The 23,909-nt window shown below is 73.7% G+C and carries 24 protein-coding genes, 1 tRNA gene and 1 other RNA gene; 19 read left to right on the top strand and 7 right to left on the bottom strand.

The window, feature by feature from the left end:
- Positions 1-16: 16 nt before the first annotated feature.
- The 8 genes from ftsE (at position 17) to DMP15_RS24740 (ending at position 6,533) form a co-directional block, all read left to right on the top strand.
- Complete coding sequence (ftsE, locus tag DMP15_RS24775) at positions 17-706, top strand: cell division ATP-binding protein FtsE (protein WP_073578394.1); 690 nt, start codon at positions 17-19, stop codon at positions 704-706.
- Positions 707-1,609 carry a permease-like cell division protein FtsX gene (gene ftsX / locus DMP15_RS24770; protein WP_161151716.1) on the top strand — a complete coding sequence of 301 codons (903 nt, stop codon included), beginning with the start codon at positions 707-709 and terminating at the stop codon, positions 1,607-1,609.
- A 168-nt stretch (positions 1,610-1,777) separates the two neighbouring features.
- The gene (gene smpB, locus DMP15_RS24765; protein ID WP_073578366.1) at positions 1,778-2,266 is read left to right on the top strand and encodes an SsrA-binding protein SmpB; all 489 of its coding nucleotides are present in this window, start codon (positions 1,778-1,780) and stop codon (positions 2,264-2,266) included.
- Positions 2,267-2,291: 25 nt separating this feature from the next.
- The gene (locus DMP15_RS24760; RefSeq protein ID WP_073578367.1) at positions 2,292-3,251 is read left to right on the top strand and encodes an amidohydrolase family protein; all 960 of its coding nucleotides are present in this window, start codon (positions 2,292-2,294) and stop codon (positions 3,249-3,251) included.
- A 2-nt stretch (positions 3,252-3,253) separates the two neighbouring features.
- Positions 3,254-4,504: a saccharopine dehydrogenase family protein gene (locus tag DMP15_RS24755; protein ID WP_337826512.1), complete on the top strand. Its 1,251-nt coding sequence runs from the start codon at positions 3,254-3,256 to the stop codon at positions 4,502-4,504.
- A 113-nt stretch (positions 4,505-4,617) separates the two neighbouring features.
- Positions 4,618-4,999, top strand: a transfer-messenger RNA (tmRNA) gene (gene ssrA / locus DMP15_RS24750).
- 113 nt (positions 5,000-5,112) lie between these two features.
- Positions 5,113-6,336: a cytochrome P450 gene (locus DMP15_RS24745; protein ID WP_337826511.1), complete on the top strand. Its 1,224-nt coding sequence runs from the start codon at positions 5,113-5,115 to the stop codon at positions 6,334-6,336.
- A gap of 5 nt (positions 6,337-6,341) precedes the next feature.
- On the top strand, positions 6,342-6,533 hold the full coding sequence (locus DMP15_RS24740; protein ID WP_073578396.1) for a ferredoxin: 192 nt from the start codon (positions 6,342-6,344) through the stop codon (positions 6,531-6,533).
- 3 nt (positions 6,534-6,536) lie between these two features.
- Here DMP15_RS24740 and DMP15_RS24735 read toward each other — a convergent pair whose 3' ends face one another.
- The gene (locus DMP15_RS24735) at positions 6,537-7,265 is read right to left on the bottom strand and encodes a VIT1/CCC1 transporter family protein (RefSeq protein ID WP_073578369.1); all 729 of its coding nucleotides are present in this window, start codon (positions 7,263-7,265) and stop codon (positions 6,537-6,539) included.
- Between the two features lie 65 nt (positions 7,266-7,330).
- Between DMP15_RS24735 and DMP15_RS24730 the strand changes: the two genes are divergently transcribed.
- From DMP15_RS24730 to DMP15_RS24720, 3 genes are read left to right on the top strand one after another with little or no spacing between them, the layout of a single operon-like run.
- On the top strand, positions 7,331-8,821 hold the full coding sequence (locus DMP15_RS24730) for a cryptochrome/photolyase family protein (protein WP_337826510.1): 1,491 nt from the start codon (positions 7,331-7,333) through the stop codon (positions 8,819-8,821).
- Between the two features lie 28 nt (positions 8,822-8,849).
- The gene (locus DMP15_RS24725) at positions 8,850-9,368 is read left to right on the top strand and encodes a MauE/DoxX family redox-associated membrane protein (RefSeq protein ID WP_073578371.1); all 519 of its coding nucleotides are present in this window, start codon (positions 8,850-8,852) and stop codon (positions 9,366-9,368) included.
- On the top strand, positions 9,368-10,105 hold the full coding sequence (locus tag DMP15_RS24720) for a DsbA family protein (protein WP_161151918.1): 738 nt from the start codon (positions 9,368-9,370) through the stop codon (positions 10,103-10,105). Before DMP15_RS24725 ends, DMP15_RS24720 begins: the two co-directional genes overlap by 1 nt.
- On the opposite strand, the gene yczE is transcribed toward DMP15_RS24720, so the two are convergent.
- Positions 10,056-10,688 (bottom strand): membrane protein YczE, encoded by a 633-nt coding sequence (gene yczE / locus DMP15_RS24715; protein WP_073578397.1) that lies wholly within the window; start codon positions 10,686-10,688, stop codon positions 10,056-10,058. The genes DMP15_RS24720 and yczE overlap by 50 nt on opposite strands.
- Positions 10,689-10,788: 100 nt before the next feature.
- On the opposite strand from yczE, the gene yczR reads away from it, so the two are divergent.
- A complete protein-coding gene (gene yczR / locus DMP15_RS24710; protein WP_337826509.1) occupies positions 10,789-12,249 on the top strand; it encodes a MocR-like transcription factor YczR in 1,461 nt (486 codons plus the stop codon).
- 6 nt (positions 12,250-12,255) lie between these two features.
- On the opposite strand, the gene DMP15_RS24705 is transcribed toward yczR, so the two are convergent.
- Both DMP15_RS24705 and DMP15_RS24700 read right to left on the bottom strand, forming a co-directional pair.
- Entirely contained in the window at positions 12,256-13,758 is a 1,503-nt protein-coding gene (locus tag DMP15_RS24705; protein WP_161151906.1) for a GntT/GntP/DsdX family permease, read from the bottom strand.
- A complete protein-coding gene (locus DMP15_RS24700; protein ID WP_161151908.1) occupies positions 13,755-14,249 on the bottom strand; it encodes a gluconokinase in 495 nt (164 codons plus the stop codon). The genes DMP15_RS24705 and DMP15_RS24700 overlap by 4 nt, the downstream gene beginning before the upstream one ends.
- A 217-nt stretch (positions 14,250-14,466) precedes the next feature.
- On the opposite strand from DMP15_RS24700, the gene DMP15_RS24695 reads away from it, so the two are divergent.
- Positions 14,467-15,189, top strand: a complete 723-nt coding sequence (locus DMP15_RS24695; RefSeq protein WP_161151905.1) for a FadR/GntR family transcriptional regulator — start codon at positions 14,467-14,469, stop codon at positions 15,187-15,189.
- Positions 15,190-15,327: 138 nt separating this feature from the next.
- On the top strand, positions 15,328-16,239 hold the full coding sequence (locus tag DMP15_RS24690) for a TrmB family transcriptional regulator (protein WP_337826507.1): 912 nt from the start codon (positions 15,328-15,330) through the stop codon (positions 16,237-16,239).
- Positions 16,240-16,249: 10 nt separating this feature from the next.
- Here the strand turns inward: DMP15_RS24690 and DMP15_RS24685 are convergent, their stop codons facing one another.
- Complete coding sequence (locus DMP15_RS24685) at positions 16,250-18,259, bottom strand: S9 family peptidase (protein ID WP_337826506.1); 2,010 nt, start codon at positions 18,257-18,259, stop codon at positions 16,250-16,252.
- An 86-nt stretch (positions 18,260-18,345) separates the two neighbouring features.
- Here DMP15_RS24685 and DMP15_RS24680 point away from each other — a divergent pair.
- A tRNA-Ala gene (locus DMP15_RS24680) sits at positions 18,346-18,418 on the top strand.
- 84 nt (positions 18,419-18,502) lie between these two features.
- Here the strand turns inward: DMP15_RS24680 and DMP15_RS24675 are convergent.
- Entirely contained in the window at positions 18,503-18,658 is a 156-nt protein-coding gene (locus tag DMP15_RS24675; RefSeq protein ID WP_161151902.1) for a hypothetical protein, read from the bottom strand.
- A 279-nt stretch (positions 18,659-18,937) separates the two neighbouring features.
- Between DMP15_RS24675 and DMP15_RS24670 the strand changes: the two genes are divergently transcribed.
- The 3 genes from DMP15_RS24670 to DMP15_RS24660 all read left to right on the top strand — a co-directional run bounded on the left by DMP15_RS24670 (position 18,938) and on the right by DMP15_RS24660 (position 22,154).
- On the top strand, positions 18,938-20,497 hold the full coding sequence (locus DMP15_RS24670; RefSeq protein WP_337826505.1) for a Re/Si-specific NAD(P)(+) transhydrogenase subunit alpha: 1,560 nt from the start codon (positions 18,938-18,940) through the stop codon (positions 20,495-20,497).
- 3 nt (positions 20,498-20,500) lie between these two features.
- The gene (pntB, locus tag DMP15_RS24665; protein ID WP_208819884.1) at positions 20,501-21,910 is read left to right on the top strand and encodes a Re/Si-specific NAD(P)(+) transhydrogenase subunit beta; all 1,410 of its coding nucleotides are present in this window, start codon (positions 20,501-20,503) and stop codon (positions 21,908-21,910) included.
- Between the two features lie 94 nt (positions 21,911-22,004).
- Positions 22,005-22,154 (top strand): hypothetical protein, encoded by a 150-nt coding sequence (locus DMP15_RS24660; RefSeq protein WP_161151901.1) that lies wholly within the window; start codon positions 22,005-22,007, stop codon positions 22,152-22,154.
- Between the two features lie 126 nt (positions 22,155-22,280).
- Here DMP15_RS24660 and DMP15_RS24655 read toward each other — a convergent pair whose 3' ends face one another.
- Positions 22,281-22,712, bottom strand: a complete 432-nt coding sequence (locus DMP15_RS24655; protein ID WP_161151900.1) for an ATP-binding protein — start codon at positions 22,710-22,712, stop codon at positions 22,281-22,283.
- 156 nt (positions 22,713-22,868) lie between these two features.
- Here DMP15_RS24655 and DMP15_RS24650 point away from each other — a divergent pair, with 156 nt between their 5' ends.
- Positions 22,869-23,819, top strand: a complete 951-nt coding sequence (locus DMP15_RS24650) for an RNA polymerase sigma factor SigF (RefSeq protein WP_337826504.1) — start codon at positions 22,869-22,871, stop codon at positions 23,817-23,819.
- Positions 23,820-23,909: the final 90 nt, after the last annotated feature.

Below are 23,909 nucleotides of genomic sequence, written 5' to 3'. Positions count from 1 at the left end.
GGTACCGTCCCGCTCCGTGATCGAGCTGCGGGACGTCTCCAAGCGCTACCCGGCGTCCGGGCGCCCGGCGCTGGACCGGGTCTCCGCGACGGTCGGTGCGGGCGAGTTCGTGTTCCTGATCGGGCCGTCCGGGTCGGGCAAGTCGACGCTGCTGCGGCTGCTGCTGCGCGAGGACGTCCCCACCTCGGGATCCATCCTCATCGACGGCCTCGACGTCGCCGGGCTGCCCCGGCGCAAGGTGCCGAAGCTGCGCCAGCGGATCGGCTGCGTCTTCCAGGACTTCCGGCTGCTGCCCAAGCGCACCGTCGCCGGCAACGTCGCGTTCGCGCTGGAGGTCCTGGGCCGCACGCCCTCGGAGATCCGGATCGCGGTGCCCGAGCTGCTGGAGATGGTGGGGCTGCAGGGCAAGGCGGAGCGGCTGCCGCACGAGCTGTCCGGCGGCGAGCAGCAGCGCGTCGCGATCGCCAGGGCGTCGGTGAACCGCCCACCGCTGCTGCTCGCCGACGAGCCGACCGGCAACCTCGACCCCGAGACCGGACGGGAGATCATGCAGGTCCTGGAGCGCATCAACCGCGCGGGCACCACGGTGCTGATGGCCACCCACGACTCGTCCATCGTGGATGCGATGCGCCGCCGGGTGATCGAGCTGGCCGACGGTGGCGTGCTGCGCGACGAGGCCCGCGCGGTGTACGGGGCGGGCCGGTAGATGCGCCCCGCCCTGCTCACCCGCGAGGTCTCCTCCGGCCTGCGCCGCAACGTCACGATGACCGTCGCGATGGTGCTGACCACCGCGGTCACCCTCATGTCGGTCGGTGCGGGCCTGCTCGTGCTGCGCACCATCGACGACATCTCCGCGCTCTACACGAACCGGCTCGAGATCCAGGTGGCGCTCACCCCGGACGTCTCGGAGACCGACCCGGACTGCAGCGGGCCGACGTGCGCGTCGGTGCGGAGCGCGCTGGAGGCCGCCCCGGGCGTCGGCTCGGTCTCGTTCGAGTCCCAGCAACAGGCCTGGACCCGCTTCCGCGAGCTGTTCGCCGGGCAGTCGGTCGCCGACGTCGCCCGGCCGCAGTCGCTGCCCGCCACGCTGCGGGTCACCCTGACCGACCAGCAGGCGGGTGCCGCGGCCGCCCGGGCCGCCGTCGAGGGCCGGCCGGGGGTGCGCGGGGTGATCGACCAGCGCGACGTCGTCGGGACCCTGTTCGACTTCCTCAACGGCGTGCGCAACGTGGCGTTCGCGCTCGCCGTCGTGCAGGCGCTCGCGGCGGTCCTGCTGATCTCCAACACGGTGCAGGTCTCGGCGTTCATGAGGCGCACCGAGGTCGGCGTGATGCGCCTGGTCGGGGCGACGCGCTGGACCACCCAGCTGCCGTTCCTGGTCGAGGCCGCCATCGCCGGGGCCGTCGGCGGGGCGCTCGCCGGGATCGGCCTGGTCGCCGCCAAGTACGCGGTCGTCGACGACCTGTTCGCCGCGATGGGTCAGGCCGGCGTGATCCCGCCGGTCCGGATCACCGACGTGCTGGTGGTCTCGGCGCTGCTCGTGCCCACCGGGGCCCTCGTCGCCGGGATCACCGGCTACGTGACCCTGCGCGCCTACGTGAAGGTCTGAGCGCTCACCCCGCGCCGTCGTCGTCACGTCCGCTTCTGTGATCATCGGTCTGATACGCGAGCATTGCTCTTGCGCTGAATCTGCACGAGGTGGCGCCGACGTGCACGGGCACTGCTCCGGGGCCGCCGTGGTCGGATACCGGTGGCGGTACGCGGGTAGGCTGGTCGTGTGAAGGAACAGGGCCGGAAGGTGATCGCGCAGAACCGTCGGGCCCGGCACGACTACGCGATCCTGGAGGAGTTCGAGGCCGGGGTCGCGCTCAAGGGGACCGAGGTGAAGAGCCTGCGTCTGGGGCGGGCGTCGCTGGTCGACGCCTTCGCCACCATCGACGACGGCGAGATCTTCCTGCGCAACCTGCACATCCCGGAGTACGTGCGCGGCAGCTGGACCAACCACGAGCCGCGCCGCACCCGCAAGCTGCTGCTGCACCGCGGGGAGATCGACCGACTGATGGGCAAGACCCGCGAGGGCGGGCTCACCCTGGTGCCGCTGTCGCTGTACTTCAACGACGGCAAGGTCAAGTGCGAGCTCGCGCTCGCCAAGGGCAAGAAGGACTACGACAAGCGCCGCGACCTGGCCAAGAAGGACGCGCAGAAGGAGATCGCGCGCGCCGTCGGCCGCGCGGCCAAGGGGCGGGCCCGGGACCTGCGCGGCTGAGCCACGGCCCGCCTAGGGTGGGGCCGTGGATCTCCCCCTGCCACCGGTCGACGACGCCGACGTGCCCCGCTGGACCGCCGAGCTGGACCTGCCCGGCCTGGTCGACGTGCACGTGCACTTCCTGCCCCAGCGGATGCTCGACAAGGTCTGGGCCTACTTCGACGACGCCGAGACCCACTACGGCACCCCGTGGCCGGTGCAGTACCGGCTACCCGAGGAGGAGCGCTACGCGATCCTCGAACGCCTCGGAGTGCTCGCGTTCGCGCCCCTGACCTACCCGCACAAGCCGGGCATGGGGGAGTGGCTCACCGGCTGGGCCGGCGGGTTCGCCGACGCCCACCCGCGCGCGGTGCGCACCGCGACGCTCTACCCGGAACCGTCCGTGGTGGACTACCTCGGCCGTGCCGTCTCCGACGGGGCGCGGATGGTCAAGGTGCACGTCCAGGTCGGCGGGTTCGACCCGCGCGACCCCCTGCTGCGCGACGCCTGGGGCCTGCTGGCCGACGCGGGCGTGCCCGCCGTCGTCCACTGCGGCGACGGCCCGATCCCCGGCGAGCACACGGGGCTCGGGATCTTCGCCGAGGTGCTGGCGGCGCACCCTGATCTGCGGATCGTGCTGGCGCACGCGGGCATGCCGGACTTCCGGGGCGCGCTGGAGCTGCTGGACCGGTTCCCGAACCTGGTGCTCGACACGACGATGGTCGGCACCGCGTTCTCCCAGCGGATCGCGCCGCTGCCGCCGGACTGGCCGGCACGCCTGGCCGAGCACCCGGGGCGGATCGTGCTCGGCACCGACTTCCCCAACATCCCCTACGCCTACGCCGAGCAGCTCGCCGCGATCGCCGGCTGGGCCGCCGCCGAGCCCCGCCTCGGCGCGGCGTTCCTGCGCTCGGTCCTGTACGACGCCCCGGCCGCGCTGCTGGGCGTCGACCCCGTCCGACACGCCGCCCCCGGCCCCGCGGCCGAGACCCCGAGGAGCTCCTAGACATGGTCAGCCCGCAGAACGACGGGAACGGCGCGGCCGCCCCGGTCGACATCGCCCTCTACGGCGCGACCGGCTTCGTCGGCGGCCTCATCGCCCGTCACCTCGCCGAGCACGCCCCGCCCGGGGTGCGCATCGCGCTGGCCGGCCGCTCCGAGGCGAAGCTCGCCGCGACCCGGGCGGGGCTGCCCGCGTCGGCGCGGGACTGGCCGCTGATCGTCGCCGACGCCGCCGACCCGGCCGCGACCGACCGGCTCGCCGCGGGCGCACGCGTCGTGCTGAGCACGGTCGGCCCGTACGCGAAGTACGGACTGGGACTGGTCGGGTCGTGCGCGAGGGCCGGCACCCACTACGCCGACCTCACCGGCGAGGTGCTGTTCGTCCGCGAGGCGATCGACCGCTTCCACGACACCGCCCGCGCGAGCGGCGCGCGGATCGTGCACTCCTGCGGCTACGACTCCGTCCCCTCCGACCTGGGGGTGTTCCTCGCGCACCGGGCCGCACAGGCCGACGGCGCGGGTGGGCTCACCGAGGTCCGCACGGTCGCGACGATGCGCGGCGGGGTCTCCGGCGGCACGGTGGACTCGTTGCGCGGGCAGCTCGACACCGTCCGCACCGACCGCGACGCCCGGCGCCTGGCCGCCCGCCCGCACTCGCTGAGCCCCGACCCGTCGGCCGAGCCGACGCCGTCGCAGCCGGGTGACGCGGGACCGCCCGCCCGGCTCCCGGACGGCACCTGGACCGCGCCGTTCGTGATGGCGTCCTACAACACCCGGATCGTGCGCCGTTCCAACGCGCTGCTCGACCACGCCTACGGCCGCGGACTGCGCTACGGCGAGCTCCAGGGCTGTGGTCGCGGGGTGTCCGGGGCGGTCACCGCGGGTGTGGTCACCGGCGGGCTCGGCGCGCTGGTCGGTGCGTTCATGGTGCCGCCGATCCGCCCGCTGCTCGACCGGGTGCTGCCCGCGCCCGGGACCGGGCCGTCGGAGCGGACCCGCGAGCGCGGCTGGTTCCGGATGGACGTGCGTGCCGAGACCGAGTCCGGACGTCGCTACCGGGTGCGGGTCTCCGGCCCCGGCGACCCCGGCTACGGGGCCACCGCGGTCATGTTCGGCGAGGCGGGCCTCGCACTGGCCCTGGGCGGGTCCGCGCTGCCCGACCGTGCGGGCTGCCTCACCCCGGCCACCGCGCTGGGTGACGTGCTGGTCGACCGGCTGCGGGCCGCGGGGCACACCTACGACGTCGCGGCGGGATGACACGCCACCGGGAACCGGGATGATCGGGCGGGCGTGGGGCGTTATGCTGTGCGTCCGCCCGGGTACGTCCGTGCGGAGTGCAGGTGGACTGCGGGTCCTCCGGGACCCGACCAGGGGGTGAACGGTTTCGACTCCGATCGTTGATCGAGGTGAAGCGTGCCGAGGAAGGCGACGATGATCTCGTTAACCATGCGTCGCAAAAAAATAAGTGCCGACAACAGTCGCACTGCCCAGAGCGCTTACGCGCTCGCTGCCTGATCACCAGGTAGGGGCTGTCGGGCCGGAGGCGTCCCCGCTCCGGTTCCCGACATCATTCAGGGGACTCACCCTGCGGTTCGGCCGCGGAATCGCAGGGAACATCCAACAGTGGCTGGGATCGTCACACCGGCTTGTTCGCGTGACCGGTGGATCCGAGTAGAGACAGAGCGGACTGCGCACGGAGAAGCCCTCGTGAACCGACGGAGGACCCGGGTTCGATTCCCGGCACCTCCACCGCCCAGCGGCCCCGTCCCGATCCCGGGACGGGGCCGTTCCTGTCTCTGCTCTCTGCACAGATCGTTGCGCAATGAAACTGAGCATTGCTAACATTCTCGGCGGGAGTGATGCCGATGACCGCCGTGACCGACCCCGTGCCCACCTACCCGATGACGCGCGGGTGCCCCTTCGATCCGCCCGCCGAGCTCGCCCGCATCCGGGACGACGAGTGCCCCGCCGAGCCGGGGGTCGCCCGGGTCAGGATCTGGGACGGCAGTACGCCGTGGCTCGTCACCCGCTACGACGACGTCCGCGCCGCGCTCGCCGACGAGCGGCTGTCCGCCGATGCCGACCGCGACGGCTACCCGGCCGCGTCGCGGTCGCGCCGCGTGCGCTCCCGGGGGCGCCGGCGCAGCTTCATCATGATGGACGGCCCCGAGCACGCCCGGCACCGGCGGATGCTCATCGGTGAGTTCACCGTGCGCCGTATCGAGCGCCTCCGGCCGCTGGTCGAGCAGACCGTCACCGCGCTGCTGGACGCCATGGAAGCGGGGGAGAACCCGACCGACCTGGTGCAGGCGTTCGCGCTGCCGCTGCCGTCGCTGGTGATCTGCCACCTGCTCGGGGTCCCCTACGCCGACCACGCGTTCTTCGAGGCGCAGAGCCGGATCATGGTCGACCTGACCTCGGGCGCGGAGGCGTCGGCCGCGGCGTCGGACGCGCTGCAGGACTACCTCGCCGGCCTCGTCCGGGAGCGGCTGGACGAGCCGCGCGACGACGTGCTCGGCGGGATGGCCGCCCGGGTCGCGGCCGGGGACCTCACCGTCGACGAGGCGAGTGCCTCGGCGCTGCTGCTGCTCGTCGCCGGGCACGAGACGACGGCGAACATGATCGCGCTCGGCACGCTGACCCTGCTGCACCACCCCGACCAGCTCGCCGTCGTCCGCGACGGCGACGCCGCGCAGGTCCGCGCCGCGGTCGAGGAGCTGCTGCGGGTCCTGACCGTGACCCACGTCGGCCGCCGCCGGGTCGCGACCGAGGATTTGGAGATCGGCGGGGTCACGATCCGCGCGGGGGAGGGCGTCGTGCTCGCCGCCGAGGCCGCCAACCGCGACCCCCGCCAGTGGCCGCACCCCGACGAGGTCGACGTGACCCGCGGGACGAACCGGCACGTCGCGTTCGGGTTCGGGGTGCACCAGTGCCTGGGGCAGCCACTGGCCCGCCTCGAGCTGCAGATCGCCTACCCGGCGCTGCTGCGGCGCTTCCCGGGACTGCGGGTCACCGTGCCGGACTCGGAGATCCCGTTCCGCGACGACATGGCCGTCTACGGCGTGCACGCGCTGCCGGTGGCATTCTGATGGCCATGCGCGTGATCGTGGACAAGGAACTGTGCATCGGGGCCGGCCAGTGTGTCGTGACCGCGCCCGACGTCTTCGACCAGGACGACGACGGGATCGTCGAGCTGCTGACCGACTCGCCCGCCGAGGGCGACCGGGACGCGGTGAAGGAGGCCGAGCACGTGTGCCCGGCCCGGGTGATCAGTGTGGAGGACTGACCCTCAGGCGGCGCTGACGCCGATCAGCATGCCGACCAGGTACGTGGCGCCGGCGGCGATGGCGCCGAACGCCAGCTGGCGCAGCGCCGCCGACCACCACGACCGGGAGGTGAACCGCGAGGTCAGCGCCCCCGCGGCGAGCAGGCCGACGCCGCCGACGGCGAGGCCGAGCGCGAGCGAGCCGTAGCCGAGCAGGAACGTGATCAGCGGGATCAGCCCGCCGACCGCGAACGCGGCGAACGACGACACCGCCGCCACCCACGGCGACGGCTTGTCGTCCAGGCTGACCCCCAGCTCCTGGCTGATGTGCATCCGCAGCGCCAGCTCGGGGTCGCGGTGCACCTCCCGGGACACGGCGTCGGCGGTCTGCTCGGACAGGCCCATCTCCCGGAACCGGGCGGCCAGCTCGTGCTGCTCGGCGCGGGGGTGCTGGGCCAGCTCACGGCGCTCGACGGCCGCCTCGGCGTCGAGCGCGTCGTTCTGGGTGCCGACCGAGGCGAACTCGCCGAGCGCCATCGAGAACGCCCCCGCGACGACACCCGCGAGCCCGCTGAGCACGATGACGTCACGGCCCGCCCCGCCGCCCCCGACGCCCGCGATCAGTGCGATCGTGGTGACCAGGCCGTCCATCGCACCGAAGGTGGCCGCGCGCAGCCAGCCGCCGGAGACGTCACGGTGGGAGTGGTCGTGGCTGTGGTCGGCGAGCTCCGCCTCCAGCTCCGGATCGTTCACGTCTGCAACGATAGGACGACCGCGCTCGCCGCGCGGCGCTGTGCGACCACCCCGACACTGGGTCGATGTCGTCCGATGACACGGCTCCGCTCTGGCTGTTCGCCGACCAGCTCGGCCCCCACGTGTGGGACACCGAGGAGTTCGCCGGCCGCGAGATCGTGATCGTCGAGTCCACCCGGGCGCTGGGCCGGCGGCGCCACCACCGCCAGAAGCTGCACCTGGTGCTGTCCGGGATGCGTCACCTCGCCGAGCAGCTCGGCGACCGGGCCACCTACCTGCGCACCGACACCTACCGCGAGGCGCTGGAGCAGGTCGGCCGCCCGGTGGTGGTGCACCAGCCGACGTCGTTCCCGGCCTCGGACATGGTGCGCCGTTTCGTGAAGGAGGGTCTGGTCACCGAGGTCCGGCCCACCCCGACCTTCGCGCTGGGCAAGGACGAGTTCGACTACTGGGCCGGTGACCGCGAGTCCTTCCGGATGGAGGAGTTCTACCGCGCCCAGCGCGAGCGGTTCTCCGTGCTCATGGACGGTGAGAAGCCCGTCGGCGGGAAGTGGAACTACGACCACGACAACCGCGAGTCCCCGCCGAAGGGCGCCGAGCGCCTGGAGGTGAAGGCGCCCTGGAAACCCCGCGAGGACGGGATCGACGAGCAGGTCCGCGCCGACCTCGACGCGGCCGGGTACCCCACGGTCGGTAACGACGGGCCGCGCCGCTTCGCCGTCACCCACGAGGAGGCCACCCGGGCGCTGCGGCACTTCGTCCGGCACCGCCTCGACACCTTCGGCCCGTACGAGGACGCGGTGCTGGAGCAGGACTGGGCCATGGCGCACTCGCTGCTGTCGGTGCCGATGAACCTGGGCGCGCTGCACCCGCTGGAGGCGGTGCACGCCGCCGAGCAGGCCTACCACGACGGGGACGCCCGGCTGTCCAGCGTCGAGGGGTTCGTCCGGCAGATCCTCGGCTGGCGGGAGTACGTCTGGCAGCTGTACTGGCGCTTCGGGCGTGGCTACACGCGTCGCAACCACCTGCGGGCCCGCACCCCGCTGCCGGACTGGTGGACCGACCTGGACGCCGACGCCGTCACCGCGAACTGCCTGTCGCACGCCCTGGGCGGGGTCCGCGACCGCGGCTGGACCCACCACATCCCGCGCCTGATGATCCTCGGCAACCACGCCATGCAGCGTGGCTACCGGCCGGCGGAGCTCAACGACTGGTTCGCGACGGCGTTCGTCGACGGGTTCGCCTGGGTGATGCCCGCCAACGTGATCGGGATGAGCCAGCACGCCGACGGCGGCCGGATGGCCACCAAGCCCTACGCCTCCGGCGGCGCCTACATCGACCGGATGACCGACCTGTGCTCGGGCTGCGCGTTCGACCCGAAGGTGCGGGTGGGGGAGAAGGCCTGCCCCTTCACCGCGGGCTACTGGCAGTTCGTGCACCGCCACGAGGAGATGCTGGCGGGCAACAACCGCACCGCCCGCGCCGTCGCCACGATGAAGCGGCTGACCGATCTCGACGCGCTGCTGGAGCAGGAGTCCGCCCGCGAGGAGTTCTGAACCGGCGGGATCGCTAGGCTCCCCGGTCGTGACCGCAGGCCGCCCGCTCGACGTGCTGGGCACCGTGCTGCGGCTGGGGCTGGCCGCGGTCTGGCTGGTGTCGGGGGCGGTGAAGCTGTCCGAGCCGTTCACCACGGCCGTCGCCGTCGCCGCCTACCGGGTGCTGCCGGACGCGCTCGTCGTGCCGGTCGCGACCCTGCTGCCGCCGCTGGAGATCGCACTCGGCCTGCTGCTGCTCGCGGGCCTCGCCACCCGGCTCGCCGCGGTGGTGGGCACCGTGCTGCTGCTCGCGTTCGTCGCGGGGCTGGTGCAGGCGTGGGCGCGCGGGCTGGCGATCGACTGCGGCTGCTTCGGCGGTGGCGGGCCGGTCGACCCCGACGACACCGGCTACGGCCTGGCCCTGCTGCGCGACCTCGCCTTCCTCACGGCCGCGGTGTACCTGGTGGTGCGCCCGCGGACGCTGTTCTCCCTCGACGGGCGCGGGGACCGGGCCGCGGCACACGACCACGACCGGCGGGCGCCGGCGGACGCGACGAAGGAGCACTGATGGGACAGAGCGAGCGCGAGCGCCGGCAGGCCGCGCAGGCCCGGCTGCAGGCGGCGGGGATCAGCACCGCACGCACCTCGAGCGGGCTCGGTCGCAACCTCGGGATCGGCGCGCTCGTGCTGGTCATCGCCCTGGCCACGGGCGTCTACGTGCTGTACCAGAACTACCAGAAGGCGACCGTCGCGACCTACCCGGTGACCCGCGACGGCGTCGTCGTGAAGGCCGGGAACCAGGCGGCCCCGGTGACCGTCGACCTCTACGAGGACTACCTCTGCCCAGCCTGCAGACAGCTGGAGAGCGGTGTCGGGAACCAGCTCACCACCGCGGTGAACGAGGGCAAGGCGAAGATCAACTACCACCACATCGTGATCCTCGACGAGCGCTCGACCCCGCCCGGTTACTCGACCCGCGCCGGCAACGCCGCGCTGTGCGCCGCCGACGCCGGGATCTTCCCCGCCTACCACTCCCGCCTGTACGCCGACCAGCCCGCCGAGGGCAGTGCCGGCAAGACGGTGCAGGAGCTGACCGCGCTCGGCACCGAGCTGGGGGCCACGGGGGACTTCGCGGGCTGCGTCACCCGCCAGGCGAACACCCAGGCGATCGCCGACGCGACCGAGGCGGCCGTCGCCGACCCGGCGGTGGCGCCCGGCGGCCGCTTCGGGACCCCGACGGTGATGGTGAACGGGGTCAAGATGGATCTGAGCAACGGGGACTGGCTGTCGAGGGTGACGGGCTGACCGCACCCACGGTGAAGCGCGGCAGGAACCACTGCACCAGCGGCCCGACGGCGAGTGCGTAGACCACCGTCACCGGGCCGAAGACACCGCCGAGCGCCCACCCGACGAGCACGACCGTCACCTCGATCGCGGTCCGCACCAGCCGCACCGACAGGCCGGTGCGGGCCGCGAGCCCGGTCATCAGCCCGTCCCGCGGGCCCGGCCCCAGCCCGACCCCGATGTAGGCCGCCGTCGCCGCCGCGTTCAGCACGATCCCGGCGACGGCGTACGCCATCCGCAGCCACAGCGCCTCCGGGGCGGGCAGCACCGCGAGCGCGGTGTCCACCGTGGCCCCGATGACGACGACGTTCGCCACCGTCCCCAGCCCCGGTCGTTCCCGCAGCGGGATCCACAGCAGCAGCACCCCGACCGCGACGACCACGGTCACCGCGCCCACCGACAGGGCCGTACGACCGGCGACGCCCTGGTGGAACACGTCCCACGGCATCGAGCCGAGGGCCGCGCGCATCATCAGCGCCATCGAGACCGCGTAGGCGACCAGGCCGGCCACGAGCTGGGTGAGCCGCCGGGTGCGCCGCGGCATCCGCAGCGACCAGCGGGAGCTGTCGATCGTCACGAGATGGCATGCTGCCTCGATCGGTGGCCTGTCGTCACCGTGCCACTCGAGCGAAAGTGGATCGGGAATGACGCAGGGGGTCGGGGCGGAGCGCCTCGCCGCGCTGTGCGGTGACGTCCACGGCGGGCGCGGCCCGGCGTACCGGGTGCTGGCCGACGCGGTGCGGGTGCTGACCGGCGACGGCAAGCTGCCGTCGGGCACCCGGCTGCCGGCGGAGCGGGCGCTGGCCGAGGCGCTGGGGGTCAGCCGGGTCACCGTCGCCCGCGCCTACCGCGACCTGCGCGACGACGGCTGGGCCGACGCCCGGCACGGGGCGGGCACCTGGGTGCGGCTCCCGGACCGCACCGGGGGCGTCGACGGGGTCTGGGCGCCCGGGCCGGTGGACTGCGGCACGATCGACCTCGCCCACGCCGCGCCCGCCGCGCCCGCGGTGCTGCCCGACCTGGTCGCCCGCGCCGTCGAACGGGGCGCCGCGGAGCTGGCCGGACACGGCTACGGCCCGGACGGCCTGCCCGCGCTGCGGGCCGCGATCGCCGACCGGTTCACCGCCCGGGGGCTCCCGACCGGGCCGGAGCAGGTCGTCGTGACGGGCGGGGCGCTGCAGGCGATCGGGATCGTCGTCGCCGAGCTGGCCGGGCCCGGCGACCGGGTGCTCGTCGAGCACCCCACCTACCCGTCGGCGCTCGACGTCGTCTCCGACGCGGGGGCGGTCGCCGTCCCGGTGTCGGGGGACGGCGCCGACGCGACCCCGCAGACCGTGCTGCCGCGGGCCGCCCGGCAGACCGCGGCGCGGGTCGCGTACCTGATGGCGGACTTCCAGAACCCCACCGGCCGCCTCCTCGACGACGGCGCCCGCGCCCGGCTCGTGCAGCGCCTCGCCCGCCAGGGCACGGTCGCCCTGGTCGACGAGACCTTCGCCGAGCTGGACCTGCGCGAGGGCGCCACGGGGCCGCTGCCGTGCGCCGCGCACGCCGCCGGTCCCGACGACGTCGTCACCGTCGGAGGGCTGAGCAAGATCGCCTGGGGCGGGCTGCGGATCGGCTGGATCCGGGCCGGCCGCGAGCGGGCCGCCCGGATGCGACGACGGCTGGCCCGCGCCCAGCTGGCGCTGCCGGTACTGGAGCAGCTCGTCGCCGTCGAGGTGCTGGAGCGGCTCGACGTGCTGCGGGCCGAACGGGTCGGGGTGCTGCGCACCCGGCGCGACCTGCTGGTCGCCGAGCTCGCCGCGGCCCTGCCGGACTGGCGCTTCACCGTCCCCGACGGCGGGCTGGCGCTGTGGTGCGACCTCGGTGCGCACGTCTCGACGGCGCTGACCGCTGCCGCCCCGCGACACGGCCTGGTGCTGGCGCCCGGCCCGCGGTTCGGGGCCGGGCACGCGTTCACCGACCGGTTGCGGGTGCCCTTCACCCACCCCGGTCCGGTGGCGGCCGAGGCGGTACGGCGCCTGGCCCGCACCGCCCGTGACGTCGCCGGGCCGGGCCGGACGACCGGCGCCGACCCGGCGACCCGGGCCGGCGTCGTCGTCTGAGCGGGGTCAGATCACCAGGTCGATCACCAGCACCAGGACCAGGCCGGAGACCGAGATGACGGTCTCCATGATCGACCAGGTTCTGATGTTCTGGCCGACGGTGAGCCCGAAGTACTCCTTGACCAGCCAGAACCCGGCGTCGTTGACGTGGGAGAAGAACAGCGAGCCCGCGCCGATCGCCAGTACCAGCAGCGAGGTCTGGGTCGGGTCGAGCGTCGGCAGCAGCGGGACGAGGATGCCCGCGGCGGTCACCGTCGCCACCGTCGCCGACCCGGTCGCGAGCCGGATCGCCACCGCGACCAGCCAGCCCAGCAGCAGCGCGGAGATGCCGGCGCCGGTGGCCCAGCCGGCGATCATCGCGCCGATCCCGGTGTCGACCAGGGTCTGCTTGAACCCGCCGCCCGCGGCGACGATCAGCACGATCCCGGCGATGGCGGGCAGCGACCGCTCCAGCGAGCCCATGATCCCGGCACGGTTCATGCCGGATCCGGTGCCGAGGGTGACCATCGCGACCAGCACCGAGAGCAGCAGCGCGACCAGCGGGGTACCGACGAAGTCCAGCGCGGCGCGTACCGGGTTGCCCTCGGGTGCGGCGATGTCGCCGACGGCCTTGCCCATCATCAGCACGACCGGCAGCAGCACGGTGAGCAGGGTGGCGGCGAACCCGGGGCGCCGGGTGGGCCCGCCGTCCGGGGCGTCGCGATCGACGACGGCGTCGCCGCCCGAGCCGCTGCCGGAGCCGGTGTCCGGGTCGGTGCCGGTGGTGGCACCGGCCGATCCGCCGGACGGGGTGCTGGTCCCGGCCGCGACCCGGGATTCGAAGAGCGCCGGCGGGGACACGTCGACCCAGCGGGCCGCGACCTTCGCGAACAGTGGTCCGGCCAGGACGACGACCGGGATCGACACGAGCACGCCGAGGGCCAGGGTGATGCCCAGGTCGGCGTCGAGGATGCCGATCGCGGCGAGCGGGCCGGGGTGCGGCGGGACCAGGCCGTGCATGGCGGAGAGCCCGGCCAGTGCCGGGATGCCGACGGCGATCAGCGAGACCTGGGCGCGGCGCGCGACCAGGAAGATGACCGGCATCAGGATGACCAGGCCGATCTCGAAGAACATCGGCAGGCCGATCAGTGCGCCGACGGCGGCCATCGACCACGGCAGCGTCCGCGGGCCGGAGCGGGAGACGATCGTGTCGACCAGCCGGTCGGCGCCGCCGGAGTCGGCGAGCAGCTTGCCGAACATCGCGCCCAGCGCGATCAGCGTGCCGACGCTCGCGGCGGTGGAGCCGAAGCCGTCGGAGAAGGCCTCCACGGCGTCGCCCATCGACATACCCGCCACGCCCGCGACGAGCAGCGAGCCGATGGTCAGTGCGAGGAACGGGTGCAGCGAGAACTGCGTGATCAGCAGGACCAGCGCGACGATGCCCACCAGCGCGGCGGTCACCAGGCGACCGGCGGAGGCGACCGGCTGGGCCTGCTCCGCGGCCAGGACGAGTGCGGGGTGCAGTGTCATCGCGGGGCCACCTCCGGCCCGGTGACGGCGACGGCGACGGCGCCCGCGACGATCTCGTCGACCGGCCGGCGGATGTCCAGCGTCGTCGCGGCCTCGTCGGCGGCCGGCGGCTCCAGGGTGGCCAGCTGGGAGTCGAGCAGCGCGGTCGGCATGAAGTGCCCGGAGCGCCCGCCCATGCGCTCGGCGAGCACGGCGGCGTCGCCGGACAGGTGCACGAACACCGTCGACGGCGCGTGCGAGCGCAGCCGGTCGCGGTAGGCGCGGCGCAGCGCCGAGCAGGCGACGACGAGCCCGGTGCCGGTGTGCTCGGCCAGCCGGGCGCCGACGGCGTCGAGCCAGGGCTCGCGGTCGGCGTCGGTGAGCGGGATCCCCTGGGCCATCTTCGCGACGTTCGCGGCCGGGTGCAGGCCGTCGGAGTCGGTGAAGGGGACACCGAGGGCGTCGGCGAGGGCGGCGCCGACGGTGGACTTCCCGGAGCCGGACACCCCCATCACGACGACGAGCGGGTGGGGTGGTGGCTGCTGTGTCGCCGGCTGGTGCGTCACTGCATCGGCTCCTCACGGGTGTGGCGGCATCGGCACGCGGACCGGGACTACCCGGACCGTGGTGGGACCAGCGTCGGTTATTAGTAGTACTTTTTCAACACCGAATCGGTTCAGGTATGGTCGTATCGTGTCGCCGGGCCCATGCAGTGGCACGATTCGGGGCGTGGGTGGCGCACCGGAGGGTCTGCACGGGGACGTCCTGGACCGGCTCGGTACTGCGATCGCCGCGGGGACCATCGGGGCGGGCGAGGTCCTGCGGGCCGAGGAGCTGGTCGCGCGCTACGGCGTGTCACGCACCGTCGTCCGGGAGGCCGTGCGCGTACTGGAGTCGATGGGCCTGGTGCGCAGCAGGCGCCGGGTCGGCACGACGGTCGCCCCGCGGGAGCAGTGGAACGTGCACGACCCGCGGGTGATCCGCTGGCGGCTGGACGGTCCCGGCCGCGACGAGCAGCTGCGGTCGCTGTCCGAGCTGCGCTGCGGGGTGGAGCCGCTGGCCGCGGAGCTGGCCGCCGACCGGGCCACTCCCGAGCAGTGCGGTGTGCTCGTCGGCGCGGTGATGGACATGGCCGTGCACGGGCGGTCCGGAGACCTGCTGGCCTACCTGGAGGCCGATGTCGTGTTCCACCGCACGCTGCTCGCGGCCTCGGGCAACGAGATGGTGGCCGCGCTGGGCGACGTCGTCGCCGAGGTGCTGGCCGGGCGCACCCGGCACCACCTGATGCCCAGCCGGCCGGAGCCCGACGCGATCCGTCTGCACCGCGACGTCGCCGACGCCGTCCGGTCCGGTGACCCGGCGGGTGCCGGAGCGGCGATGCGCGAGATCCTGCGTGAGGCGGACGCGGCGATGCGGGCCGGTGTGGCGCGCGCTCCGGGTCCTCGATTGTGATGATGGTGCGGATCCGGACGTATCAATCCGTCGTCCGCAACCGATCATAGGGAGACCGTCGTGTGCGACGGGGCCGCGGCACCACGTCGCGGGACGGTGCCGAATGAGTGAGATGATCTCGCAATGTCCGTGCGGCGGGTGACGGAAGAACTGCAACGGCTGGGCATGTCGGGGTACGAGGCGAAGGCCTATGTCGCCCTGGTCGGTGCCGGCGAGGCGGTGAACGGCTACGAGGTGGCGAAGCGGTCGGGGGTGCCGCGCAGCACCGTCTACGAGACGCTGGGCAAGCTCGTCGGCCGCGGCGCGGCGTTCGAGGTGCGGGCCGCCGACGGCACCGGCTACGTCCCGTTGCCGCCCGCGACGCTGCTGGAGCGGATGCGCCGCGACTTCGACCGCACGCTGGGCATCCTGCAGAACGAGATCCCGCGGCTGACCGCGCCACCGCAGGTGCGGCTGGTGCACTCGCTGACCGAGCGCCGGATGCTTCTCGAACGGGCCGAGGACGTCGCCGCCGCGGCCCGCTCGGAGCTGTACGTGCTCGGCTGGCCGGAGGACGTCGAGGCGCTCAAGCCCACGATCCGCCGGGCCGAGGAGCACGGCGTCGACGTGGCCACGGTCGTCTTCGGCGCCGACGACGACCCGGTCGGCTGGCACACCGAGCACCGCTACTCGGCCCCGTCGGCGGTCGAGGACAACCTCGGCCGGCGGATGCTCATCGTCGTCGCGGACCGGGACCAGGCCGTGATCGGGGGGCTCACCGCCGACCGCACCTGGGGCCTCTACACCGACGACCCGGCCGCGGTGCTGCTCGCGCACCTCTACGTGCGTCACGACATCGCGATCCACCGCGTCGCCGACCGGTTCGCCGAGCACGGGTTCGACGAGTTCTGGGCCGGCGACCCCGCCCTGCGACGGCTGCGTGAGCCCGTCGGCGAGCCGGTCCGGGCCGTCGACGGCGCGCCGCGGTCCGTCGGCCCGGAGACCGACGACCAGGGTGTCGACATCGAGGACCTGGGCGACGACGAGGACGGGCGCAGCCGGGCCGGCTGAGCGTCGCAGCTCAGCCGGCGGGGACCTCCTCCGGCCTGCGCCCGCCCAGGTGCCGGCCGAAGAAGTCGAGGACGATCTGCGCCCGCTGGACGCGGTGGCGCGGCGACCCGTCGCGCGACATCCCGTGGCCCTCCTCCGGGAACCGCCAGTACTCCACCGGCCGCCCGAGCAGCCGCAGCGCGACGAACAGCGCGTCGGCCTGCTCGACCGGGCACCGCAGGTCGTCCTCGGAGTGCAGGATCAGCATCGGCACGTCGATGCCGCGGACGTGGTGCAGCGGGGACATCCGCCGGTACTCCTCCGGCGCGTCCAGCAGCGAGCGGCCCAGCTCGTGGCCGAACCACCCGGCGGCGTCGGAGCTCCAGTCCAGCGACTCCAGGTTGTTCACCGCCCGCTCGCTGCACGCGGCGGCGAACCGGGCGGAGTGGTGGGCGGCCAGCCACGAGGTGAGGTAGCCGCCGTAGGACCCGCCGAGGACGCCCACCCGGTCCCGGTCGAGCCGGTCGAAGGCGGCAAGGGCGCCGTCGAGCGCGGCGAGCACGTCGTCGGCGTCGATCCCGCCCCAGCCGGTCCCGGGCGCGGTCTGCGCCAGCGGGCTGCGGATCGACCGGACCCGGTCCTGGGTGTAGCCGGTCGAGCCGTGCGGGTTGCACCAGACGACCGCGTAGCCGGCGCCCGCCCACAGCCGGAACTCGTCGAACCAGGCGTCGGCGTACTGGGTCATCGGGCCGCCGTGGATCGACAGCAGCACCGGGATCCGCCCGCCGTCGCCGGTGGCGGGCTCGTCCGGCAGCAGCACCCAGGTGTCGACGTCGCCGTCCCCGGCCGGGGACGGCACGGCCAGCCGCACCGGGGTCCGCCCGCGCGGCACGGCGTCGTGGAAGGGCTCGGTCAGCGAGGTGAGCCGGCGCAGCGACCCGTCGTCGGTGACGTGCAGCTCGCCGAGGTGGTCGTGGTCGGTGACCAGGACGACGGTGGTCCCGCCCGCGCGGTCGTAGGCGGTCACCGCCCGATCGCCGGTCAGCAGCGCCTGCGCGGTGCCCGCTCCGGCGCCGTCGGCCGCGACCCGGTACAGGTGGACCCCGCCACGGTCCTCGCAGGACACGAGCAGGTGCCCGTCGTCCCAGATCGGGGCGCGGGCGCCGGGGAACGGCCGCCAGGTGCGGTCGACACCGGTCGCGAGGACGTCCTCCCGCCCGGTCGCGACGTCGACCACCGCCGGCGACGCGTGCGCCGGGGACGCCAGGTGGTCGTCGGAGGCCAGGGTGGCCAGCCGGGTGCCGTCCGGCGACCAGGACGGGTGCGTGTGGTGGCGCCCGGTGCGGGTGAGCCGCCGCGGCCCGCCCCCGCCACCCGTGGCGTCGACCAGGTAGATCCGCGCGGTCTCGTCCAGGTCCCAGTCCGGCTCGCGGTCCGCGACGACGGCCAGCGTCCGCCCGTCCGGCGACCAGGCGGGCGACGAGTGCTCGTACGGCCCGCCCGCGACGGCCACCGGGTCGCCGCCCCCGGCGTCGACGACGAACACCGTCGACGGGCGGTCGATGATCCAGCCCTCCCCGTCCAGCCGGCTGAACAGCCGGTCGATCCGGCGCGGCTCACGGGCCCGGTCGTCGTCGCCGGTGGCCCAGCGGGCCGCCCGCTCCCGGGACACGAACGCGATCCGCGTGCCGTCCGGCGACCACACCGGCTCGGACACCGGCTCCGGACGCTCGCAGACCACCACCGGCTCGCCCGGGACGCCGATCGGCAGCACCCGCAGCTGCGCGCCGCCGCCCTCCCGCCCGGTGACGACGGCCAGCCTCGTCCCGTCCGGCGACCAGGCGGGGGAGGAGTCGCCGTGCTCGGAGCCGGTCAGCCGGCGCGGTGGGCTGCTCCCGTCGGTCGGGGTGAGCCAGATCGCAGTGCGGTACCGGTTGGCGCCGAGGTCGACGCGGCGGACCGCGACGGCGACGACCGTGCCGTCCGGGGACACCGCGGGGGCGCCGAGGGTGACGAGTCGTCCGATGTCAGAGGGCTGCACGGGGCCGACGGTAGGTGTCGGCTCCGGGAGGGGCACCCCCCTTTCCGGGCCGGAGACCGGCCCGTGTAGTGTTCTTCATGTCGCAAGGGGCTGTGGCGCAGCTGGTAGCGCACTTGACTGGCAGTCAAGGGGTCAGGGGTTCGAATCCCCTCAGCTCCACCCGATACGAAAAGCCAGGACTCCGGTCCTGGCTTTTTTGTCGGTCCGAAGGGGACCGTACTGCCTCGAGGGCATCGACGCCCCTCACATCCCGCTCGGTCGTACCCGGTGGTCCCGGACGGTGGGCACGACCGCGACCACGGCCTGCGCCACGACGTGGCCCAGGACGAACGGCGGCATAACCGGCGCCGGATGCGTCGTCGCGGACGGCAGCAGCGGGACCAGCCAGGCGAACACCACGACGTGGCCGCATCGGTCGGCGTCGTGTCGGGGAGCGGCTCTGGGCTCCGCTCCGGAGGACCATCCTGATCAGGGGCGGGCCCGCCACCTCCCCCGACGACGGGTCCGCACGCCCGATCGTCGCGATACGCTCCCGCCCGGCACCGCCTGCCCGGTCGAAGGGGTGGAATCCCGGCCTGTGACGCAGTCGTGACTGCACACGCCCGGTTCCGGCATTACCTTCCGAAAGGCCCGCGACCAGCGTGAGCGACGGAGCGCGCGCGAGATCGAGGAGAGTGCATGAGCGACAGCCCTGACCCGTCGGGACCGGCGATGCGGATCGGTGTGGCCGCGGAGGCGGAGCCCGAGACCCGCGTGGCGATGAGCCCCGAGACGGTCGCGAAGGTCGTCGGCCTCGGTTACGCCGTCACGGTCGAGTCCGGGGCGGGTGCCCGTGCCGGGTTCACCGACGAGGCGTACGCCGAGGCCGGTGCCGACGTCGTCGACGGTCCCGTCTGGGACACCGACATCGTGGTGCGGATCAACGCCCCGGAGCCCGACGAGATCGGCAAGCTGCGCGAGGGGGCCGTGCTGATCGCCATGCTCGCGCCGCGCTTCGAGGCCGAGCGGACCGAGGCGCTCACCGCCCAGGGCGTCACCGCCCTGTCGATGGACGCGGTGCCGCGGATCTCGCGGGCCCAGTCGATGGACGTGCTGTCGTCGATGGCCAACATCGCGGGCTACCGGGCGGTGATCGAGGCGGCCCACGTGTTCGGCCGGTTCTTCACCGGTCAGGTCACCGCGGCGGGCAAGGTCCCGCCGGCGAAGGTGCTCGTGGCCGGGGCGGGCGTCGCCGGGCTCGCCGCCATCGCCGCGGCCAACAGCCTGGGCGCGGTCGTGCGGGCCACCGACCCGCGCTCCGAGGTCGCCGACCAGGTGCGGTCGCTCGGCGGCGAGTACCTGGCGGTCGAGGTCGAGCAGGAGGCCTCCACCGACGGCTACGCCAAGGCCACCTCGGCGGACTACGACAAGCGCGCGGCCGAGATCTACTCCGAGCAGGCCGCGGACTGCGACATCATCATCACCACCGCGCTGATCCCGGGGCGCCCCGCGCCGAAGCTGATCACCGCCGCGGACGTGGCGTCCATGCGCCCGGGCAGCGTGGTCGTCGACATGGCGGCCTCGCAGGGCGGCAACGTCGAGGGCTCGGTGGCCGGCGAGGTCGTCGTGACCGACCACGGCGTGACGGTCGTCGGCTACACCGACCTGGCCGCCCGGCTGCCCGCGCAGGCCTCGCAGCTCTACGGCACGAACGTGCTCAACCTGCTCAAGCTCATGACCCCGGAGAAGGACGGGCGGCTCGCGCTCGACCTCGACGACACCGTGGTCCGCGGCATCACCACCGCGCACGCGGGGGAGACGCTCTGGCCGCCGCCCGAGGTCACGGTGAGCGCGGCGCCCGCCGCCCAGCCGGCCGAGGAGCCGAAGGAGAAGGAGCCGGAGAAGCCGCGTTCCCCGTACGCGGGTCTCGCCGCCGGGATCGTCGGCGCGCTGGCGCTGTTCGCGGTCACGGCTCTGGCCCCGGCCGAGCTCGCCGGGCACCTCACGGTGTTCGTGCTGGCGATCGTCATCGGCTTCTACGTCATCGGCAACGTGCACCACGCGCTGCACACGCCGCTGATGTCGGTCACGAACGCGATCTCCGGGATCATCGTCGTCGGCGCGATCCTGCAGATCGGCACGGGCGGCGACGCCCTGGTCATCGGGCTCGCCGCGGTCGCGGTGCTGCTCGCCGCCATCAACATCGTCGGTGGCTTCGCGGTGACCCGCCGCATGCTGCAGATGTTCACGAGGAGCTGAGCCGTGCAGACGTGGACCACTGCGGCGTACCTGATCGCCGCGATCCTGTTCGTGATCAGCCTCGCGGGGCTGTCGAGGCACGAGACATCGCGCTCCGGTGTGCTGTTCGGCATCGCCGGCATGACGATCGCGCTGGTCGCCACGGCCGTCGTCGCGCTCGGCCAGGCGTCCGGGCTGGGCGTCGCCCTGCTGCTGGTCGCCGTCGTCGTCGGCGGGGCGATCGGGCTCTGGCGGGCCCGCGTCGTCGAGATGACGGGGATGCCCGAGCTCATCGCGCTCATGCACAGCTTCGTCGGCCTCGCCGCGGTGCTGGTCGGCTGGAACGGCTTCCTCGAGGTCGAGTCCGGTCACCTGCAGCTCGAGGGCTCGCTGCTGGGCATCCACCACGCCGAGGTCGCCGTCGGCGTCTTCATCGGCGCGGTGACCTTCACCGGCTCGGTGGTCGCCTACCTGAAGCTGTCGGCGAAGATCAAGTCGGCGCCGCTGATGCTGCCCGGCAAGAACGTCCTCAACCTCGGCGCGCTCGTGGCGTTCGCGGTGCTGACGGTCGTCTTCGTCCTCTCGCCGCAGATGTGGATCCTGGCCGTGCTCACGGTGCTGGCGCTGCTGCTCGGCCTGCACCTGGTCGCCTCGATCGGCGGCGGTGACATGCCGGTCGTGGTGTCGATGCTGAACTCGTACTCCGGCTGGGCCGCCGCGGCGGCGGGCTTCCTCCTCGGCAACGACCTGCTGATCATCACCGGCGCGCTCGTCGGGTCCTCCGGTGCCTACCTGTCCTACATCATGTGCAAGGCGATGAACCGGTCGTTCGTCTCGGTCATCGCCGGTGGCTTCGGCGCCACCTCCTCGGCGGCCGCCGCGGTGGAGGGTGAGCACCGCGAGGTCGACGCCGACGGCGTCGCCGAGCTGCTCGCGAACGCCGAGAGCGTCGTGATCACCCCCGGCTACGGGATGGCGGTCGCCCAGGCCCAGTACCCGGTGGCGGAGCTGACCCGCTCACTGCGCGACGCCGGCGTGAACGTGCGCTTCGGCGTCCACCCGGTCGCGGGGCGGCTCCCCGGGCACATGAACGTGCTCCTCGCCGAGGCCCAGGTGCCCTACGACATCGTCCTGGAGATGGACGAGATCAACGACGATCTCGCCGAGACCGACGTCGTGCTGGTGATCGGCGCCAACGACACGGTCAACCCGGCCGCGTCGGAGGACCCGGGCTCACCGATCGCCGGGATGCCGGTACTGCGGGTGTGGGACGCCAAGGACGTGATCGTGTTCAAGCGGTCGATGGCCACCGGCTACGCGGGAGTGCAGAACCCCCTGTTCTTCCGCGACAACACCCAGATGCTGTTCGGCGACGCCAAGGAGCGCGTGCAGGACATCCTGTCCTCGATCAAGAGCCTCACGAAGACGGGCTGACCGGCGGGCGACTTCACCCGGGCGGGGCGCAGGTGTTACCGAGCCGACTCCTGCGCTCCGCTTGCCCGGAACGTCCGGTGGGCACTCTGTGTCCATGAGTGAGAGCAGCACGCAGCACGCGAACACGACCTGGCCCCACCCCGAGAGCGAGCAGGCCCGCCACGACGGGCGCTACACCCCCGTCGCCCGCGCGGGACACCGCGGACACCGGTCCGACGACCCGTCCGCCTCCATGCGGGACTGACCACCGCACCACCACGCCCGGTCCGCAGCCGGATCGGGCCCGATGAGAACCGGTCGCCGTCACCCGCCCTCGGGCGTGGGGTGCGGCGACCCTGTCGTTGCAGGGGTCCCCGGGAGCGGGGACGGGTCAGGACGCCGGGACGCAGAGCCCCGGACAGCGGCCGATCCGCCCCTGGAACGAGACGGTGGTCCCGTCGGGACCCGGCACCACCCGTACGTCCTCCGCGACCGCCTCGATCATCCCGATGCCCCGTCCGCGGTGGCCGGGGTCGGTGGGCGGGTCGCGCCAGCGCCCGCGGTCGCTGACCTCCATCCGCACCCGGTACCCCTCGGCGTCACCGCGCAGCAGGACCGTCGCGTCCCCGCCCGGGCCGGTGGTCCCGTAGGCGTGCTCGATGCAGTTGGAGACGGCCTCGTTCACCGCGAGGACGAGATCCTGCACGGTCGGGCACTGTTCGTCGGTCCCGCACAGCGACGCGAGCCACCTCCCGGTCTCCCGGCGGGAGCGGCCTGCCGACCCGGGTTCGACGGGCAGCTCGACACGCAGAGTCGGGGACATGGGAGAGCAGTACCCACCACGTCGCCGTGAAACTCATCGGAGTGACCGTCGATCGACAGTTGACCAGGTCACGCGACGTTCGACATGCGGGCCCGCGCCACCCGGCCTACCGTCGGTCGGTGATGACAGTCGATCATCGCCGGCCGCGGAGACGGCATGGCTGAGCCGAGCACGGACGCCGCGGGAGCCGAGGCGTCGCGGGCCGACGACACGGTGGGGGACCCGGTGGACGGCACGAGCGGGCACGTCGGGACCGTGCACACCGGTCCCGGGCACCCCGTGGACGAGGCCGCCGGGAACGCCCACGAGACCGTGGACGCCCGTCCCGACGAGTACGCCCACCTCCTCGCGCCCCTGCACGCCTTCGCCGCCGCCGGACCCGACGACCCGGAGCGGGAGCGGCTGCGCTCGGAGCTGGCGAGGGGCTTCCACCCGGTGGTCCGGCACATCGCCGGGCGCTACCGGCACCGCGGCGAGCCCGTCGAGGACCTGGAGCAGGTCGGCACGATCGGGCTGATCAACGCGCTGGACCGGTTCGACCCGGGCCAGGGCACCCCGTTCCTGGCCTACGCCGTCCCCACGATCACCGGGGAGATCCGCCGGTACTTCCGCGACCGCACCTGGTCGATGCGCGTGCCGCGGCGGCTCAAGGACATCCAGAGCCGCATGACCCGCGCCCAGGAGGAGCTGGCCTCGCGGCACGGCCGTGCCCCCCGGGTCTCCGAGCTCGCCGAGCACCTCGGCATCAGCCGCGAGGAGGTCATCGAGGGGCTGCAGGCCCAGGACTCCTACCGGTCGGACTCGCTCGACCAGCTCGTCGGCGACACCGACAACCCGCTCGGCGAGATCGTCGGGGGCATCGACGCCGGGATGGACGCGGTCGAGGCCCGCGAGTCGCTGCGTCCCGCGCTGCGCAAGCTCCCCGAGCGGGAGCGGACCATCCTCATGCTGCGGTTCTTCGGCAACCAGACCCAGACGCAGATCGCCGCCCAGGTCGGGCTCTCGCAGATGCACGTGTCGCGGCTGCTCGCCCGGACCCTGGTGACCCTGCGCGGGCACCTCGCCGACGAGCAGACCCACCACGACGGGGTCCCCGAGGCCGGCTGACGCCCGCCCGCTACGACGACCGGGTGGCCGTGGTGGTCCGACCGGGGCAACCGGACCGGGCCGGATCACCTCGCCGTCACCTGCGCGTTT

Origin of the sequence: Pseudonocardia sp. UM4_GMWB1 (genome assembly GCF_017312155.1) — a bacterium.
In the GTDB taxonomy this organism is placed as follows: Bacteria; Actinomycetota; Actinomycetes; order Mycobacteriales; family Pseudonocardiaceae; genus Pseudonocardia; species Pseudonocardia alni.
The sequence above is the reverse complement of the archived record's forward strand: the minus strand, read 5'-3'. Positions and strand labels throughout refer to the sequence as shown.

Excerpts from the sequence above, each read along its gene's own strand:
- ftsX (WP_161151716.1), top strand. The coding sequence starts at position 707 with ATGCGCCCCGCCCTGCTCACCCGCGAGGTCTCCTCCGGCCTGCGCCGC.
- DMP15_RS24755 (WP_337826512.1), top strand. The coding sequence starts at position 3,254 with ATGGTCAGCCCGCAGAACGACGGGAACGGCGCGGCCGCCCCGGTCGAC.
- DMP15_RS24745 (WP_337826511.1), top strand. The coding sequence starts at position 5,113 with ATGACCGCCGTGACCGACCCCGTGCCCACCTACCCGATGACGCGCGGG.
- DMP15_RS24740 (WP_073578396.1), top strand. The coding sequence starts at position 6,342 with ATGCGCGTGATCGTGGACAAGGAACTGTGCATCGGGGCCGGCCAGTGT.
- DMP15_RS24730 (WP_337826510.1), top strand. The coding sequence starts at position 7,331 with ATGTCGTCCGATGACACGGCTCCGCTCTGGCTGTTCGCCGACCAGCTC.
- DMP15_RS24720 (WP_161151918.1), top strand. The coding sequence starts at position 9,368 with ATGGGACAGAGCGAGCGCGAGCGCCGGCAGGCCGCGCAGGCCCGGCTG.
- yczE (WP_073578397.1), bottom strand. The coding sequence starts at position 10,688 with ATGCCGCGGCGCACCCGGCGGCTCACCCAGCTCGTGGCCGGCCTGGTC.
- yczR (WP_337826509.1), top strand. The coding sequence starts at position 10,789 with ATGACGCAGGGGGTCGGGGCGGAGCGCCTCGCCGCGCTGTGCGGTGAC.
- DMP15_RS24705 (WP_161151906.1), bottom strand. The coding sequence starts at position 13,758 with ATGACACTGCACCCCGCACTCGTCCTGGCCGCGGAGCAGGCCCAGCCG.
- DMP15_RS24700 (WP_161151908.1), bottom strand. The coding sequence starts at position 14,249 with ATGGGGGTGTCCGGCTCCGGGAAGTCCACCGTCGGCGCCGCCCTCGCC.
- DMP15_RS24670 (WP_337826505.1), top strand. The coding sequence starts at position 18,938 with ATGAGCGACAGCCCTGACCCGTCGGGACCGGCGATGCGGATCGGTGTG.
- DMP15_RS24660 (WP_161151901.1), top strand. The coding sequence starts at position 22,005 with ATGAGTGAGAGCAGCACGCAGCACGCGAACACGACCTGGCCCCACCCC.
- DMP15_RS24655 (WP_161151900.1), bottom strand. The coding sequence starts at position 22,712 with ATGTCCCCGACTCTGCGTGTCGAGCTGCCCGTCGAACCCGGGTCGGCA.
- DMP15_RS24650 (WP_337826504.1), top strand. The coding sequence starts at position 22,869 with ATGGCTGAGCCGAGCACGGACGCCGCGGGAGCCGAGGCGTCGCGGGCC.